The organism is Thermoanaerobacterium sp. PSU-2, assembly GCF_002102475.1.
In the GTDB taxonomy this organism is placed as follows: Bacteria; Bacillota; Thermoanaerobacteria; order Thermoanaerobacterales; family Thermoanaerobacteraceae; genus Thermoanaerobacterium.
This window is the reverse complement of record NZ_MSQD01000007.1, coordinates 90,117-108,228: the sequence shown is the minus strand read 5'-3', so window position 1 is coordinate 108,228 and position 18,112 is coordinate 90,117. Positions and strand designations below refer to the sequence as shown.

General features: G+C 32.9%; 14 protein-coding genes, 3 tRNA genes, 2 pseudogenes and 1 riboswitch. Of the genes and pseudogenes, 15 read left to right on the top strand and 4 right to left on the bottom strand.

The genetic code is table 11. The features are described from left to right. Positions 1-53: 53 nt before the first annotated feature. Positions 54-1,355, bottom strand: a complete 1,302-nt coding sequence (gene fliD / locus BVF91_RS07380) for a flagellar filament capping protein FliD (RefSeq protein ID WP_085112798.1) — start codon at positions 1,353-1,355, stop codon at positions 54-56. Between the two features lie 323 nt (positions 1,356-1,678). Between fliD and BVF91_RS07375 the strand changes: the two genes are divergently transcribed. From BVF91_RS07375 to BVF91_RS13655, 10 genes and pseudogenes are all read left to right on the top strand, one after another. Next, positions 1,679-2,275 (top strand): DedA family protein, encoded by a 597-nt coding sequence (locus BVF91_RS07375; RefSeq protein ID WP_085112797.1) that lies wholly within the window; start codon positions 1,679-1,681, stop codon positions 2,273-2,275. A 323-nt stretch (positions 2,276-2,598) separates the two neighbouring features. Beyond that, on the top strand, positions 2,599-3,714 hold the full coding sequence (locus BVF91_RS07370) for an ROK family protein (RefSeq protein WP_085112796.1): 1,116 nt from the start codon (positions 2,599-2,601) through the stop codon (positions 3,712-3,714). A gap of 12 nt (positions 3,715-3,726) precedes the next feature. Beyond that, entirely contained in the window at positions 3,727-4,404 is a 678-nt protein-coding gene (locus BVF91_RS07365) for a hypothetical protein (RefSeq protein WP_085112795.1), read from the top strand. Between the two features lie 11 nt (positions 4,405-4,415). Further along, entirely contained in the window at positions 4,416-5,699 is a 1,284-nt protein-coding gene (locus BVF91_RS07360; protein WP_085112794.1) for a C4-dicarboxylate ABC transporter, read from the top strand. Positions 5,700-5,770: 71 nt separating this feature from the next. Continuing rightward, positions 5,771-7,912 carry a hydantoinase/oxoprolinase family protein gene (locus BVF91_RS07355; RefSeq protein ID WP_085112793.1) on the top strand — a complete coding sequence of 714 codons (2,142 nt, stop codon included), beginning with the start codon at positions 5,771-5,773 and terminating at the stop codon, positions 7,910-7,912. Positions 7,913-7,916: 4 nt separating this feature from the next. Continuing rightward, on the top strand, positions 7,917-8,447 hold the full coding sequence (locus BVF91_RS07350; RefSeq protein WP_085112792.1) for a hypothetical protein: 531 nt from the start codon (positions 7,917-7,919) through the stop codon (positions 8,445-8,447). Between the two features lie 9 nt (positions 8,448-8,456). Next, a complete protein-coding gene (locus tag BVF91_RS07345) occupies positions 8,457-9,794 on the top strand; it encodes an FAD-dependent oxidoreductase (RefSeq protein WP_085112791.1) in 1,338 nt (445 codons plus the stop codon). Between the two features lie 137 nt (positions 9,795-9,931). Continuing rightward, positions 9,932-10,210 (top strand): hypothetical protein, encoded by a 279-nt coding sequence (locus BVF91_RS07340; RefSeq protein ID WP_085112790.1) that lies wholly within the window; start codon positions 9,932-9,934, stop codon positions 10,208-10,210. A 164-nt stretch (positions 10,211-10,374) separates the two neighbouring features. After that, positions 10,375-10,812, top strand: a pseudogene (locus BVF91_RS07335) (Rpn/YhgA-type helix-turn-helix domain-containing protein); the annotation flags it as partial. A gap of 199 nt (positions 10,813-11,011) precedes the next feature. Further along, a pseudogene (locus tag BVF91_RS13655) lies at positions 11,012-11,892 on the top strand (recombinase family protein). On the opposite strand, the gene BVF91_RS07325 reads toward BVF91_RS13655, so the two are convergent. From BVF91_RS07325 to BVF91_RS07315, 3 genes are all read right to left on the bottom strand, one after another. Beyond that, a tRNA-Met gene (locus BVF91_RS07325) sits at positions 11,852-11,925 on the bottom strand. The pseudogene BVF91_RS13655 and the gene BVF91_RS07325 sit on opposite strands and share 41 nt — an antisense overlap. A 5-nt stretch (positions 11,926-11,930) precedes the next feature. Continuing rightward, a tRNA-Met gene (locus BVF91_RS07320) sits at positions 11,931-12,006 on the bottom strand. A 14-nt stretch (positions 12,007-12,020) separates the two neighbouring features. Continuing rightward, positions 12,021-12,110, bottom strand: a tRNA-Leu gene (locus BVF91_RS07315). A gap of 533 nt (positions 12,111-12,643) precedes the next feature. On the opposite strand from BVF91_RS07315, the gene BVF91_RS13570 reads away from it, so the two are divergent. The 5 genes from BVF91_RS13570 (at position 12,644) to BVF91_RS07290 (ending at position 18,074) form a co-directional block, all read left to right on the top strand. After that, positions 12,644-13,453, top strand: a complete 810-nt coding sequence (locus BVF91_RS13570) for a methyl-accepting chemotaxis protein (RefSeq protein WP_502688655.1) — start codon at positions 12,644-12,646, stop codon at positions 13,451-13,453. 520 nt (positions 13,454-13,973) lie between these two features. After that, positions 13,974-14,097: riboswitch (cyclic di-AMP (ydaO/yuaA leader) on the top strand. A 108-nt stretch (positions 14,098-14,205) separates the two neighbouring features. Beyond that, the gene (locus tag BVF91_RS07305) at positions 14,206-15,306 is read left to right on the top strand and encodes an NAD/NADP-dependent octopine/nopaline dehydrogenase family protein (protein ID WP_085112788.1); all 1,101 of its coding nucleotides are present in this window, start codon (positions 14,206-14,208) and stop codon (positions 15,304-15,306) included. Beyond that, positions 15,303-16,955, top strand: a complete 1,653-nt coding sequence (locus BVF91_RS07300) for a cobalamin B12-binding domain-containing protein (RefSeq protein WP_085112787.1) — start codon at positions 15,303-15,305, stop codon at positions 16,953-16,955. The genes BVF91_RS07305 and BVF91_RS07300 overlap by 4 nt, the downstream gene beginning before the upstream one ends. A 124-nt stretch (positions 16,956-17,079) precedes the next feature. Continuing rightward, the gene (locus BVF91_RS07295) at positions 17,080-17,733 is read left to right on the top strand and encodes an N-acetylmuramoyl-L-alanine amidase family protein (RefSeq protein ID WP_085112786.1); all 654 of its coding nucleotides are present in this window, start codon (positions 17,080-17,082) and stop codon (positions 17,731-17,733) included. A gap of 5 nt (positions 17,734-17,738) precedes the next feature. Further along, positions 17,739-18,074: a phage holin gene (locus BVF91_RS07290; RefSeq protein WP_045408839.1), complete on the top strand. Its 336-nt coding sequence runs from the start codon at positions 17,739-17,741 to the stop codon at positions 18,072-18,074. The last annotated feature ends 38 nt before the right edge of the window (positions 18,075-18,112 follow it).

The following is an 18,112-nucleotide window of genomic DNA, read 5'->3' as shown; positions in this document are numbered from 1 at the left end:
CTATATAAGAAATTTCCCATCTTTTAGAGGTGGGAAATTTCTTAAATTTATTGTTAAATTAATGAATTTATAAATTGACCAGATGGCATCAGCATTGTTTGAATTAATGACGCATCAAGCATTCCAGTTGAATCATAAATTCCCATATTGTTATTGACCAAAGACATCGTTTCATTTGCATAGTCTGTAAGAGGACTCTCAGCTATTTGCCCAGCAAATTGACCTACATTTACAGCCAATCCATCAAATCCAGCAAAGGCTGCTTGTACAGTGCTAAAATTGTTCTGTATTGCATTATTTAAAGTATTTTGGTCTATCGAAAGAGTCATGTCTGGATTTTGAGTAATTCCAATGGCTTGTAAATTTGATGCCTGATATTCATAACTTTGAGTAAGCTCTGAAGCAACAAGAGGGCTGATATATTGCTGGTTCTGATTCACATATGTTAACATCTCGTTGTAGTCATTGACAAAATTATTTATGCTGTCGCTTATGGATTGCGTATCAGGCGCCACTGTCACTGTAGCATTGCTTACAGTCTTATTAAATGTCATGGTTAAGTTGTTATTGTCAACATTGACAGTGTTTGTTTGAGATGTACCACTTACTCCATTAATAGTATAATTTGCGTTTGTTGCTTCTACTGTTACTGTATTTGCGCCAGTATATGAAACTGCATTGCCGCTGACATCTGTCAACGTGAATGCATTATTTGTTCCAGTATTATTTGCATTTATTTCTAACTGACTTGTACCAAGATATGGATTGTTATTTACAATGGCTGTAATCCCTATATTTGCAGAGTTAATTGCTTGAGCCATATTATCTAAGACAGTTTGATCAGTGTCTCCTTGATTGACATTGAAAGATATATTATATTGTTGCCCACCTACTTGTGCTGTAAAGCTGTATGTTCCAGGTGTAAGGCTTGTAACACTATTGCTTGACAAACTTGTCCCATTGTTCTGTTGTGCCATGGCAAGCTGATTTACAGTAACACTATAGGTAGAAGCAGTTGCACCTGGTTGAGCTGATACACTTATGGAATTTGGATCACTGGATGTAGCGACCATCTGGTTAAAAACATTATCAGGCGATGTAAGTTGCAACTGTGACGCCGTTTCATTTAAATTATTTGCGTAACTATTCAGCATGACAAGGGCATTTATCGATTGCATTGGCAACTGTTGGTTCTCCATATCTGTGTACAATGCTTGCTGTGCGATTTGAGATATATTGTCAGAAGAAATATTTGATAGTGAAGTCAATGGATTGCTCGTATTAAAAAGATAGCTGTAGTCGCTGTAATAAGGATACATCATATACATATAACTTGTATCAAGATAGCTTGCCATATTTTCACCTCCAATCTTTTTATTTTTTTATCGGTAAAACTGTTAAAATTTTTATAGAAGACATCAATTTTTTGTTAATTGCCCAATAAAGTATTTTTAACGAAGGCTTCACAGAAATCTCTAGTCCTATATATGGTAGCAAGTTCCATCTTCTATAGGATGGAATAGGTTCACAATTGATTTTTAGAGTGATTTGGTTTATGCTATAAGAGTAATCTTTTGTTTAGCCCATCAAAGTGATAAATATTATAATTTAGATTGCGGTAAAATAAGATAAAATAGATATTTTTACAATCTCATAACATTCTTTATGGAGGGAAAAATTGCCTAAGAATTTTATATTTACGCTCTTAAAGCAATACGGGAATCCAATTCTTTTTTTAAGCCTTGCTGCCGAATATTTAGGAATGCCATTTGTGCCTGGAGAAACAGTAATGGCTTTCATGGGCTTTTTAGAACTAAAAAGTTCTATCTTAGCAATAATTTGCTCAATATTATTCGCAACAGCAGGTACTTTCACAGGGTCTATGATAGCGTGGTTTATAGCGTTCAAATATGGTGAAGAAGTTGTGCTTAAGTTTGGAAAGCCAATTCACATTACAAAAGAAAAAATCCATAAGACAAAAATTTCTTTTGATAAACATCAAAAGGTTTTGATTATTTTCAGTAAATTTGTTCCCGGCATAAGGCACATTATACCTTATTTAAGCGGCATTTACATGATCAAAGTCAAAAACTATGCTTTATTAAATTTTGTTGGATCAATTTTGTGGTGTATTACATTCATAGGCTTAGGTTTATTACTCGGTGAAAAATGGCAAATAGCTGTTGACTTAATAAAAAAATATTCATTAGCATTGCTATTGCTAATTGTAATTTTATTTATATTAATAAAGTTTTTAAAAAGGCTTTTGCGATAAATAAAACCGTATTTTTCTAATTTTTTTGTACAAACTATATTCACACCATCTTTCTGAGAAGTTTTTTAGAAGGCTTCTACACTTTTTTTGTGTAGTAGCCTTAGTAAGGTATAGTATAAAATGTCCAATTTCTTTTAAATTAAAGCCCAAAAACACTTGTTATTTCTAAAATGCTTCTTATAACACTTGAATCAATTTTAAAAAAATAAAATTTTTTAGAAGGATTTTTCAATTTTATGTAGAATTAATAATATTAAGATAATAATAAAGTATGATAAAGTATATATAATTATTACGAACTTCTTAGAAAGATAGGTGATATATTGAGACATAGAAATAATTTAAAAGAATTAAAAGATAAAAATAAAAAAAGAGTTATAAAGATTTTAATAAATAATGGACCTTTATCAAGAACTGAACTTTCTCAATATACTAGGTTGAGCATGACTGCTATTTCGGATTTAGTCGAAGAATTATTAAATGAAAAGATAATAAAGGAATCAGGTATTGGACCATCAAATGGTGGAAGAAGACCAATAATGTTAGAACTGAATTCTGACAATGGATATATTGCCACGTTTAAAATATTCAGGGATAATTTGGCTTGTATATTATTTGACTTTAATCTTAATAAAAGAGACGAAAAAAAGATTGAGTTTAATTATTATGATTTGCCTTTTTTACAAAAGATTATAGTAAATTTTGTTAATGATATTGAATTTAATTTAAACAAAGAAAACAAAAAAATTTATGGATTAGGTATATGTTTAAATGATGATTTAAAAGAACTTAATTTTAGAGGAGTATTATCTACATCTATATCTTCGGATTATATGACATTGTCTCAAGCTTTATCGTATGAATTGGATATACCGGTTGTAGTAGAAAATGAAATTGATTTAAAATCGATGGCTGAATATTTAGCATTTGGAACAAATGAAAATCTTGCTTATATTGATTTGAACGATGAAGTAAGGTCCTCAGTGATACTTAGAGATGGCAGGGTAAATAATGATATTAATATTGGACATATGATAATAGATAGAAATGGTCCTGAATGTCCAGAAGGACATAAAGGATGCTTAAATACTCTTGTAACAGTAAAAGCTTTAATAAGAAAAATTGTTGCATTGGAAAGAAACCATATAAATGATAAGGAATTTTTAAGTATTAACAGTGTTTATAAGTTTTTTGAGAATGATACTATTAATAAAATTACAAATGATGTTATTGATGCTTTAAAAGTTGCAATTTTAAACTTAAAGAATTTGCTGAATATAAAACTGTTTGTATTTGATGGGAAAATCTCGAAAATGTTTAACGTTGTAGACAGTTTACAAAAATCTTTCAATGACGTAATTATTAAACAATCTTTTGTAAATGATGAAGATATATTAAAAGCTGCAGCAAAATTAACTTTAAATAAAATAATTTATTAAGGAGGCAGTACAATGACTTTTGCTGATATTCTAAAATCAAATAAGATGACGCTTATAGTTAGTCTTCCCAAAAATACTGTTGAATTTGCTGAGGCTGCTGTGAAAGGGGGTGCGAATGCTTTAAAAGTCCATGCTAATGTGCATCATCAGGCAAGTGGCAATGATTTTGGTAGCATTTATGAACAAAAGGAGGTGTTTAAAGAGATAGTAAATAGTTTTAATGTACCAGTTGGACTTGTCCCAGGTGCAGAAAAATGTGCCGGCAGGGAAGAAATTAGATTGGCAGAAGAGTTAAAGTTTAGCTTTTTATCGATGTTTGCACATTATCTGCCAATATATATGCTGGATACAAATCTTAATAAGATGGTAGCAGTTGATGAAACTTATGATATATTGCATTTAAGAGTATTAGAAAAAATTAATATTGACGTAATTGAAGCTGACGTATTGCCTGATGATAGAAAAGAAAAAATTCATTTATCTGACCTGATGAGATATGGCAGACTTGTAGAAAATATCAAGAAACCTGTAGTTGTGCCAACTCAAAGAATTATTGAACCGGATGAAGTTAAATATCTTTACGATCTTGGAGTTAAAGGAATAATGATTGGCGCAATTGTGACAGGTAATGAGGTGGATGACGTTAAAAAGGTGACAGAAAAATTTAGAAATGAAATCGATAAATTATAGGGGGAATAATTATGCAGGCAATTTTAATACTGTTATTATTTCTAATAATAGCAGGACTTATGGTTTCAAGGAAGTTGCCGACATTAATAGCTCTTCCGATACTTGCAATTGGAATAGCTTTAATTGCTGGAGTTCCATTGTCATTGGTTGATCCAAAGACGAAAGTTGATACAGGGCTTTTGGCATACATTATAGATGGTGGCGCTATTAAATTAGCATCTGCCTATGTAGCAGTCATGTTTGGTGCATGGTTAGGCCAGTTAATGAATCAAACTGGCATTTCAAAAGCTATTGTAAAAACGGCTGCCGAATTAGGCGGTGACAGACCATTAATTATGACCTTATTGATAACTGCCGCAATAGCATTACTCTTTACGACGATAAGTGGATTAGGTGCTGTAATAATGGTTGGAAGTATCGCTGTGCCAATACTGTTGTCTGTGGGTGTAGCTCCTATAATAGCAATATCAATGTTTTTGTTTGGCATGGCAATAGGGCTTGAACTTAATATGGCTAATTGGTCTTTTTATATAACTGCGACAGGCGTTACACTTAATAATATTAAAAATTTTGCGGTTATCTTGATGATATATACAGCTATTATGGCCATTGTTTTTGCTGTAATTGAATTTAAACGTGCGGGAATAAAATTTGCATGGGCACAAAATACAGTAGATACCGAAAAGAAAGTTAATTTCTTGGCACTATTAACACCAATTATTCCTATAGTATTTGTACTTGTATTTAAATGGCCTATAATTACGTCATTTATAGTAGGCATAATCTATTGCATCATTACTACACAAAAGTCATTTAAATCTGCATTAAATACTATAACAAAAACAGCGTATGATGGGATTGCTGATTCTGCACCAGCAGTATTATTAATGATAGGAATAGGCATGTTGTTAAATTCTGTTATGCATCCTTATGTTTCTCAAGCACTTTCATCAGTATTAAAAAATATTATTCCGACATCCCCATTGCCTTATATATTGTTTTTTGGTATTTTAGCTCCTTTAGCATTATACAGAGGTCCACTAAATTTATGGGGCTTAGGAAGTGGAATAGCTGGTCTGATTATAAGCTTAAAGATACTTCCACCTGTTACTGTTATGGGTGCATTGTTATCTACAGAAAGAATACAAGCAATTGGAGATCCTACGAATACGCAAAATGTTTGGTTAAGCAATTACGCAGGCGTAGATGTAAATAAATTACTTATAAAATTATTACCTTATATTTGGACGTTAGCTATTGCAGGTATTATAACAGCTTCAATAATGTTTTTCTAATAATAGGATTAGTTAATATAGGGTTAAGCTAAAAGCTTAACCCTATGCAATAAATTTAGGAGGAGATATCTTTGAAAGTAAGAATTGGTATAGATGTTGGAGGAACATTTACAGATGCAGTTGCAATAAATAATGATACTTACGAAATCATAGGGACTGTAAAACTCCCAACGACCCATGCAGCTAAGGAAGGTGTTGCAAAAGGTATAATAGAGGTATTAAAAAAATTAATGAATGATAATAATATTAAACCGGAAGATGTGCTTTTTATTGCTCATGGAACAACACAAGCCACAAATGCACTACTTGAAGGAGATGTTGTTCCTGTTGGAATAGTTACTATTGGCAAAGGTCTAGAGGGAATAAAATCAAAAAGTGATACGAATATTGGTGATATAGAACTTGCGCCAGGTAAATTTTTGAGGACATTTAATAAATATATTGAGATAAATGATGATTTTGATAGAAGTATAGAAAATTCCATATTAGAGTTGAAGCATGAGAATGTTGGAGCAATTGTAGCAGCAGAGGCATTTTCGGTGGACAATCCTGAACGTGAAAATAAGGTAATGGAAATATCAGAAAACCAAGGGTTACCAGCTACAGCAACACATGAAATTACAAAGCTATATGGATTAAAAATTAGAACCAGAACGGCAGCAATAAATGGATCTATCTTGCCTAAAATGATTGACACTGCCAATATGACTGAAGAAAGTGTCAAGAAATCTGGAATAAAAGCTCCTTTGATGATTATGCGCTGTGATGGTGGCGTTATGGATGTGGCTGAAGTGAGAAAAAGGCCTATATTGACAATGCTGTCTGGTCCAGCAGCAGGTGTTGCTGGTGCTTTGATGTATGAAAAAATTTCCGATGGCATATTTCTTGAAGTAGGAGGGACATCTACAGATATATCAGTTATTAGGAATGGAAAGGTAATGGTGAATTATGCAGAGATAGGTGGTCATAAGACATATCTTAATTCACTTGATGTAAGGACTGTCGGAATAGCTGGTGGAAGCATGGTAAGATTAGGAGAAAAAGGTATAGAGGATGTAGGACCAAGAAGTGCACATATAGCTGGTCTTCCGTATTCAGTGTATGCCGATCCTGATGAAATAATAGAACCGGAAATAGTCTATATTAAACCTAAAGAGAGTGATCCAGATAATTATGTAGCCATTAAAAGTAAAAATGGAAAAATGTTTGCAGTTACAGTTTCATGTGCGGCAAATATATTAGGATATGTAAATCAAAATGATTATGCATATGGAAATAGTAAATCGGCCAGAAAAGCATTCGAGCCAATTGCACATAAACTTGGAATTACAGTAGAAGAAGTTGCAAATGAAATTTTAAAAAAAGCATGCAAGAAAGATTTGGAGGTAGTTGAAAAACTTATTGAAGATTATAAACTCGATAAGAGTACAACAGTTCTGGTTGGTGGTGGTGGAGGAAGTGCAACAATTGTACTATATCTTGCTGAAATGATGAATATGAAATACAGGATTGCCAAAAATGCGCAAGTAATATCAACAATAGGTGTGGCACTTGCAATGGTAAGAGAAGTAATTGAAAGGACAGTTCAAAATCCAACTGAAAATGACATAATATCTATAAGAAGTGAAGCAAAAGAAGCAGTTATAAAAGCCGGTGCCTTAGAAAACACCGTAGAAGTATTTATCGAAGTAGATTCACAAAGAAATATATTAAGAGCGATAGCAACGGGTGCTACAGAACTAAGATCAAAGGACATGATGAAGAAAGAACTAAATGAAAAGGAAATAATCAAAATAGCCGCAGATTCAATGAATATTAATGAGAAAGACACAAAGATAATGTTAAAAGTAGGAGAAATGTATGTAATAATGGGTTTAAAAAAGCAAAAAAGCTTATTTGGTCTTATTACAAAAACAATTGAATTTATAAGAGTGGTAGATTCAGAAGGAGTAATAAAACTTAGCAAAAATAATGGTAAAATATTCAGAACAACTATTTCACAATTTGATGAAAATTTAAACAAGGTTCTTGATGAAAATATATTTTACGGTGATGGAGGAGCAGAAATACCAGACTGTTTTATAGTATTATCAAATAGATTAGTTGATCTATCAGGAATGGTAGATAAAAATCAGATAATGTCATTGGCAAAAATTGAGTTAAACGGTCACAGAGAAGATGAAGAAATAGCAATTATTATTTGTAAAAGGTGAAAAAATGATACCATCCATATTTTTAAATAAAGAGGAATTAATAAATCAAGAACTTAAAAATAATTTATATTATGACAGAATAAAAAACATTGATTTGTCTGACATAACTAATATTGCATGGAATCGAGGTGCTAGTGAAGCTAAAAAGTACAAGAATCAAGATATAAATGCATTATTAAAAAAAGAAGGAATAAATTTCGAAATTAACAATGTACACTACACACCCGGCTATATGATATTTAGCCAGATTATTGTCAATGAAAAGAAGATAACTATATATATGAAAAATATAGAAAAAGAATTTATTCCGTCAATTCCAGAAAAGTATTCTTTTTGGAAAGCAGGAGACAGACTTATCAATTTATTTCTATGCCATGAATATTACCATTATCTTGAGTATTATTATATAGGGCTTACGTCTAACATTGAGAAAGTCAATCTTAAATTCGGATTTATTAATGTAAAGAAACAGTTAAATTCATTGAATGAAATTGCGGCACATGCTTTTGTAAAAGAGTTTTACGATATATGGTAGGTGAATATTATGAGAAAATATGATGTTGTTGTGATAGGCGGAGGAGTGTCTGGAACGATTGCTGCAATTGCTACTGCAAGGAATGGTATTAAAACATTATTAATTGAGCAGTATGGTTTTCTTGGTGGGGCTCTGACAAATATGGGAGTTGGACCAATGATGACATTCCACGCCGGCACAAAACAGGTTATTAATGGCATACCACAGGAAGTTGTAGACAATCTCATAAAGTATGGTGGAAGTCCAGGACATGTACTTGATACAACTGGATTTGTAAGTACTGTGACACCATTTAATGCAGAAATAATGAAATATGTACTTCAAAAGATGGTTATTGAAAGTGGTGCTGAAATTTTATATCATAGCTTTTTAACAAATGTTGAGTTAGACGGAGCTTATATAAAAGCAATTCATATTGCAAATAAATCTGGTATTGAAAAGGTGGAAGCCAATGTATTTATTGATGCAACAGGAGATGCGGATCTTGCAGTAAAGTGCGGAATAGATTATATACTTGGTAGACCAGGGGACAATTTAACGCAACCTATGACTATGAATGTAAGAATAGGTAATGTGAATATTGCAGATGTTAAAAAATACATGGAAGAAAATCCAAAAGAATTTACAATGGTAGATATAGAAAAGATAAAAACATCTAAAAGACTTATGGTGAACGGATTTTATTCAATATTAAGAGAAGCTCGTATTAATGGGGAAATAAACTTTGAAAGAGATATGGTTTTATTTTTTGAAACTGATATACCAGGTGAGGTTATAGTTAATATGACAAGGGTACAAAAGCTAAATGGTGCAGATATAAACGATCTTACAAAGGGTGAGATGTATGGACGAGAGCAGGCTTTTGAAGTTTATAATTTCATGAAAAAGCATATACCTGGATTTCAAAAAGCATATCTTATTTCGACTGGACCACAAATTGGAGTTAGAGAAACGAGAAAAATTATTGGTGAATATGTACTAACAGCAGAAGATCTAATAACTAGCAAACATTTTGATGATTGTATAGCAATTGGTGGATATCCCATTGATATACATTCACCGGATGGTGACAAAACGACATATATGAGTTTGGAAAAAGATAATACGTATGAAATACCATTTAGAAGTCTTTACAGTAAAAAGGTAAATAATCTTTTAGTATCAGGTAGATGCATATCATCAACACATGAGGCAAATGCAGCAATAAGAGTTTCTCCAATTGCTATGGCAACTGGTCAAGCTGCTGGAACTGCAGCGTATGTGGCTGTTAAAAATGGGAAGAAAGTGTGTGATGTTGATATTAAAGAACTTAGGTTAGTTCTTTTAAAACAGAAAGCGTATATATGAGAATATGATTTAGTTAACTACTATTTTTACGAAGATTTTTTAGAATGAAAAGAAAAAAAGCATATCCTAAAAATAGCTAAAATTGGCTTCTAAGATATACACAAGTTTATAATTATTTGAAAGGAGTGAGTAATAAAATGCTTAATAAAAACAAAATTATATTGGAACTAGATGATGTATATTATAATATGGACGATCTACTTGATGCATTAATTAAACATTATAAAAGCAAAGGGATAAAGTGTAAAAAATTATATGATGATAAATTACATAATCCTGTATTATTAGTGGACCTAAAAAAATATGTAGTCAATGTAAAAAATATAGGACCTAATTTAGTACAATATACATTACCTCCAGGAACGGTGTGGCCAACATTTATTTCGTTACAGCAAATAATACTAAAAGAGATATGATTTTAGAGTATTGATAATTGTACATTTGACGCTAAGAAAAATAAAAATTATATATGAATGGTGTTAATAGGTGTTGGTGGTGAAAGTTGTATTTTTTTGCAATATAGAGATTCGATCATATGATAAAAAATGCCTTGTAGGATGTTATGATATTACTTGGAGATAATGACATAAAATATACTGATGTTGTAGGAACAGACTATTATGATTTGTATTCGCTTCTACCATTGATGGATCAAAATAGAAGGAAAGAAGAAGGAGAAAAATATCTGGAAAGATGTGTTGAGGCTATAAAAGACATTCCATTAGACATAAACAAAAAGAAAGACATAACGTTTAAGGCAGAGATATTATCAGGTATAGTTTATAAAAGAGAAGTTATCGAGAAAGTTTTTTCGGAGGTGATAAGGATGTTTAGGATTGAAGAGTCTGAAACGTACAAAATGATAATAGAAAAAGGCATAGAAAAAGGAATTGAAAAAGGCGAAAAAGAAAGAAGCATAAAAATAGCAAAGAAGTTGTTAAAAGAAGGTATGGACATCGACAGAATAGCAGAAATTACAGAATTATCAAAAGATGAGATAAAAAAATTGATGAATTAGGATAAATTGGTTTTCGAAAATTTCATGGTATCGATAAAGAATCGATACCTTTTTTTGTATTATGTCCTAATGCTTTGCTGAATACTTTTGCATTTTTGCTATGTTACACTATTGTGATGTCTTTTATCTATAGCTAATTTTATAAAATTATTATATAATGTGATTTACAACTAAAATACTTTTTGAAAGGAGGTTTTCAATGAAAGCAGCGGCATATTGCAGATTTAGTTCAGATAATCAAAGAGAAGAAAGTATCGATGCTCAATTAAGAGCAATTAAAGAATATGCAGAAAAAAATAATATTGAAATTGTAAAGATCTATGCTGATGAAGCTAAATCAGCAACAACCGACGATAGACCACAATTTCTTCAAATGATTAAAGACAGTGAAATAGGTATATTTGAAGCGGTGATAGTACATAAGTTGGACCGTTTTGCCAAGCGGTATATGCGGTTCTAAAATGGTTGGATGCTTAAGCCGTGGAAAATATGTTATATATAGGTGTAATAAAAAAGATAGAACAAAGCAATGTACAAATAAAGATATAAACAAAGACAGATTAGAAGTTTTTATTGTAGAAGAATTAAATAAGAAGATATTTGATCCAGAAGTAGCACCAATATTAGCAAAACTTTTAAACGAAGAAAATCAAAAGCTTAATAAAGAAAAACTTGAAAAAATAACAGCATTAAAGAAGAATTATAATAAAATAGAGTCACAAATAAAAAACATTGTTGATGCTATTGCCGAAGGCATGTACCAACCAATCATGAAAGAAAAAATGAGAGAGCTTGAAGAAAAGAAAAACGAAATTCTCTATAGTCTTTCCGAAATAGAAAGGAAGAAAGAAACAAGTTTTATTACTCCTGAAATAATCATGAAAATATTCAATGCAGATAGAGAGGTAATTAATTCTTTAAGCGATCCAAAAAAATAAAGGAAGTGCTGAAAAAATATATAAAAAAATCACCGTTTATCCAACTGAAATAAAATGTGAATTCTATTTCGGGATAGGTGATGATTTCCGTTCTTTGGAAGTAGCGGCGAGTGGAGTCGAACCACCGACACTGCGGGTATGAACCGCATGCTCTAGCCAACTGAGCTACGCCGCCATGTTTGGTTGCGGGGGCAGGACTTGAACCTGCGACCTCCGGGTTATGAGCCCGACGAGCTGCCAACTGCTCCACCCCGCGATGTACTATTCAATTGGTGCCGGAGACCGGAATCGAACCGGTACGGGCTTTAAAGGCCCGCAGGATTTTAAGTCCTGTGCGTCTGCCAGTTCCGCCACTCCGGCAATCACATCAACCAGCGACATCATTAATTATATTACATAAAAGACTATTAGTCAATACCTTTATGCCATATTATTCGGTGTAGATTACAATAAAATTTTGACATATTTGATGATGAAAGTGACTAATAGTAATCAATTGTTTTTTTATTTAATTTACAAAGAAGGAATTAGAGGAATTATGCAGAATATATTTATATAAAGTTAAATTTGTCGTTTGCATTGGATAAGGCAAAAAGCACAGGATATCGAGACATTTTAGAAATTACTTTTAAGGTTTATAGGAAGGTGGGATGTTTAAAATTATCAAGAATGATTGATTGATATTGGCCTAATTTACATAAAAAGAAAGTAATTTTACAATTTTACAAAAGATGTGAATAAATGTTTTTAGCTTACCTATGAGGGATCGAAAAATATTAGCTAAATTTGACAAAAGTCGTTAATTCTATATAATTTATTATAGCGCTTTATGAGAAGTTAAAAAATTAACGAATTAAGGAGGACTAAAATTGATAACTGTATCTAAAGATGAAATGCTTGAGTTTTTTAATAAGTTAACAACTTTTTTACCATTACTTTTTGAGGACAGTGTATCTTTTGCCATTGTAGATAGAGAAAAATATTTGGAGATAAAAAATTGTGATGAGCTTCCTATTAATGCAAAAGTAGGTGATGCAATTCCAGAAGGTGGTGCAGCTTTTGAAGCCATTAGAACTGGAAACTACATTATAAAAGATGTACCGAAAGAAGTGTATGGAGTGCCGTTTAAGTCATATGCTATCCCTATAAAAGACTACGATGATACTGTAATTGGGGTTTTACTTATGGGGAAAAGTTTAGAAAAAAGACACAAAGTATTATCACTATCCGAAAATCTTGCATCATCGCTTGAGCAAATATCTTCGGCCATTCAAGAGGTTTCCTCTGGAGTCGAAATTGTGGTTAATTCTAATACTAAGATATTGGAAGAAGTAAATAAAGCTATTGAAAATACAAAGGGCACTGATGATATTTTAAAATTTGTTCAGAATATTTCTAAACAAACTAATTTATTGGGATTGAACGCAGCCATTGAGGCCGCAAGAGCTGGTGAAAAAGGTAAGGGCTTTACTGTAGTTGCTGAAGAGATACGAAAGCTATCTAATAGCAGCAGTGAATCAATAAGTAGAATAGACTCAATATTGGAAAAAATACAGGAATCTATTAAAAGTATTTCTGACAAAATAAATGCATCAAGTTCATTTTTTGAGACACAAGCTACTGCTTTTGAAGAAATTAGTTCATCCATAGAAGAATTAAGCGCCACTTCTCAACTTTTAGAAGAATTAGCAAGGAATTTATAGGATTATGAAAGCAGTGTGGATTTTTTATTTTCGATTTGCTCAAGAAAAAAATCTGAATTTATAGCGCACCTCTGCTTATTTTGCAGGAGTGCTTTTATTTTTATAGAGGCAATAATTTGCTTCTATCAATTGCTGTTATCAAACAAATATCAGAGAAGATAAAAAATATTTTTTAAGCATACTGTTAGACTGAACTCTAAAAGCATGAAAGATGTATTTCATTCTACTTCAAAATTTCTTCTGATAGATCTTCTGGTAAACATAATGATTCGATTATTTTAATGTTATTTGAGATGGTATCGCAAATAGATGTAAAAAGAGAATTTTATTTGGAAAGTTATTGGTTAAGAAGCAGATCATATATTTCACTCATAGCAATTCTTAGTTTTAACAGAAAAATAACCGCCCACTGCAACCAGAGTGTTTATAAATTTAGACACAGTTTTGTTACAAAATTTACATTTTTTTAATATATTTGCAAATGGAATTTTGCTATGGTATAATTTAATTAATTTAATAATATGCTATAACGCTGAATTCGTATGAAGCGGGGAAACCAATTTTGGGGTGAATCCATTTGTATGGAGGGGTTATCTTTCGACCCTAACCCGTCAGCTAACCTCGTAAGCGTTGAAAGAGGAGGAAGTAGCATGAATATATTTGGTACAACTACCTTCTATTAGTTGCCGGGTTTCAGCTATAGATTTTCTCTATGGCTTTTTTAATACCCTAAAATAGAAGGAGGTTTTTAAATGAGATTACCTATTTTTTCTGTCATTGGTGCTGGCAATGGTGGGCAGGCGATGGCAGCACATCTTTCGCTAAAGGGTTTTACAGTCAATTTGTATAACAGATCTCGTGAAAAATTAGCTTCTATCTTAAATAATGGTGGTATTCATCTTGAAGGCGTTGTAGATGGATTTGCAAAGCTTAATATGGTCACTGACGATATGGAAGATGCTATAAAAGATGCAGACATAATCATGGTGACTGTTCCTGCGTCTGGACACAGTGACATAGCTTATGAAATGTTACCACACTTAAGAAATGATCAGATAATAGTTTTGAATCCGGGAAGAACTTTTGGCGCTATAGAGTTTTATAACATTGTTAAAATTAGAGACGATATAAATGTGGTAGTAGCAGAGACTGATACGTTTATATATGCTTGCAGATCGAATAATGGCATTTCAAAAATTTTCAGGATAAAAGATGTGGTTTCACTGGCATCTATACCGGCTTGGAAGGCTGATTATGTTGTTGATTTATTGAGATTGGCTTATTCGCAGATAGTACCTGCTGAAAATGTTTTAGAGACCAGCTTGAATAATATAGGCTCTATCTTTCATCCAGCGCCTACACTTTTGAACTCTGCAAGAATAGAGACTACAGAAGGTGATTTTCAATATTATTTGGAAGGGATATCGCCATCAGTTGCTAAAATATTGGAAAGAATGGACAGAGAGAGAATAGCAGTTGCCCACGCTTTAGGTGTCAATGCTGTTACAGCGCTTGATTGGCTTAAAGATGCATACGGCGTTATTGCAGACAATCTGTATGATGCGATTCAAAAGACAGATGCTTATAGAGGCTTGCTTGCGCCAAAAAATCTTAATAGTAGGTACATTTTTGAAGATGTGCCAATGAGCTTGGTGCCTATTTCATCGATTGGCAAACAATTAGGCATTCCTACTTATACTATAGATTCCATAATTCATTTGGCATCGTGTATGCATGAGGTGAACTATTGGAAAATCGGGCGCACAGTAGGGAAACTGGGATTGGAAGGGAAAAGCGTAGAAGAAATAAAGGAAATGATAGAGGGGTTAAAGGAGGAGATCACTGTCGCATGAAAAAATATATTATTGCAGCTTCTATAGAAAATGACGTCCATGTTGCGGGAGTATATAGATTTTTAAATATGGCAGAGCAGGAAGGGTATAAAGTGGATTTTTTAGGTCCTGCTACATCTATTGATAAGTTGGTAGATACAGTGACTTTAAAGAAACCTGATATAGTAGGTGTAAGTTATAGACTGACTCCAGAAACACTGAAAATCATATTGAATGAGCTTAAAGATAAAATACGAAAATATGGTTTGAACAATATTAGATGGATATTTGGAGGCACAGAGCCCAATTGCTTAGTTGCAAAAGAGTCAGGAATATTTGAGGAAATTTTTGATGGAACTTTTGGTGATGAGTACACAATTTCATACCTAAGAGGAGAGAAAGCTTCACATAGCGAAATAGAATATGGTAAAGATGTGGTTGAAAGGATTGAGAAAAGCTATCCTTATCCTATAATAAGGCATCACTTTGGGTTGCCTTCGTATGATGATACGCTTAAAGGTGTAAGGAGGATTGCGGAAGAAAAAATTCTCGATGTGATATCTATAGCCCCTGATCAAAATACGCAAGAGCACTTTTTTGATAAAAAGTATAAAGCATCGCTTGATGGGGCAGGTGGTGTGCCTATAAGGACTGAAGAAGAATTCAAAAGACTTTACGATGAGTCAAGGCGTGGAAATTATCCGCTGCTTAGATGTTACAGTGGAACGAATGATGTCTTTAAAATGGCAAAAGTGTTAAAAGACACGATAAACAATGCCTGGGCAGCTATACCCCTTTGCTGGTACAATGTACTAGATGGCAGGGGACCAAGAGAAGTAGAAGAATCCATTAGAGAGAACCAGATGCTGATGAAGTGGCACGGCGACAGAAACATACCCGTTGAGGTAAATGAAGCACATCACTGGGGGCTTAGAGATGCACATGATGCCATTTATGTGGCGGCAAGCTATCTTGCAGCGTACAATGCTAAGAGAATGGGTGTAAAGACATATATAGCACAGTTTATGTTTAACGTTCCGCCGGCTACATCTCCTAAAATGGACCTTGCTAAAATGCTGGCATCTATAGAACTTGTTGAAAGCCTTCAGGATGATAACTTTAGGGTATTTAGACAGGCGAGGGCAGGGCTTGCAAGCATGCCGCAGGATCTTTTTGAGGCAAAAGGGCAGCTTGCTTCCAGCGCATATCTTTCCATGGCGATAAAGCCTCACATATATCATGTTGTAGGTTTTTGTGAAGCACATCATGCTGCTACGCCAGATGATATAATAGAAAGTGTGAAGATTGTAAAAGCTGTAATAAAAAATACCTTATCTGGCATGTTTGATTTTACTCAAGATTTAGATGTTTTAAAGAGGAAAGAGGAACTAATAAATGATGCGATGGTAATAATCAATGCCATAAAGGATCTTAATACACTATGCAGTGATCCGCTGTCAGATCCACATACACTATCATTGGCGATAAAATTGGGAATTTTAGACGCACCGCATCTTAAAGGAAATAAAAGCGCAAGTGGCATGCTGACTACAAAGGCCGTAAATGGTGCGTGCTATGCCTATGACTATGATAGCAATAGGATTATTAAAGAGGAAGAAAGAATATATAACATAATACAAAATTACCAAAAACTCATTATCGTAGCTTAAAAAATAGTTATTATCGGGTGTATACACAAAATATACATCCGTTTTTTTTATGTTTTCTATATAAATTTTTTTTGAGAAAAACATATTATAAGGAGAGGCAAATACAATAGGAGGTGATGAATAATTGTTAATAGTTGTAGATCCTGGCCATGGCGGTTCTGACAGTGGTGCTATAGGATATGGCTATTTTGAAAAAGATATAAACTTAAGCGTATCTCTTAAATTGAGGGACGTTTTAGAAGCAAACAATGTAGATGTAATTTTGACAAGGGATAAAGATATAACGTTGGGGCTTAGCGAAAGGTGCGATATTGCCAATAAAAACAATGCAGATTACTTTGTTTCAATTCACTGTAACAGCTTTAAAGATTCTTCTGCGAAGGGGACAGAAACTTATTCATATCCTGGAAGCACTTCCGGAGCAAAATTGGCAAAAAGCGTGCAGCAAGCTATTGTGACAAATTTAAAAACAGCAGATAGAGGTGTAAAAACAGCTAACTTCTATGTATTACATCATACAAATATGCCATCAATATTAGTTGAATTAGGGTTTATAACAAATAAGGATGATTTAGACCTTTTATTAAATAAGCAGAACATGTACGCTATATCTATTTCAAATGGAATATTAAATACTATAGGTTTAAAGCAGACAAATGGTTCCAGTGATATAGAAAAACTTCATCAAATGGGTATAATCTCTGATTATTACGATCCTGAAAGTTATGTAAAGTGGAAAGATATTGCAGGTGCATTATTAAAAATTATAGGGGGTTAAAGAAAATGAAAGACCTAATCATGACTATATTGACAGCAGGGCTGCAATTGGTGATACTTGCTACATTAGGCTATGTCATAAATTATTTGTATTCAAAGATAGGCACTGAAAAGACAAAAAGGTATTTCGAGATAGCGAAAATGATTGTAAGAGGAGTAGAGCAGGAATTTGGTGCGGGAAATGGTGCTGATAAAAAAGCAGAAGCGGTAAACCTAATAAAGAAAATAGTGGGAAACAAGCTGACGGATGAAGAAATAGACAAATTAATTGAAGCTGCTGTGTTTGAGATGAACTACGTATTAAATCTAAAGGGGCTTAGCACTACAAGCAAAAAAGTTTAAAAAAAAGACTGCTGCAAGCTATATTAGCGTAGTCTTGC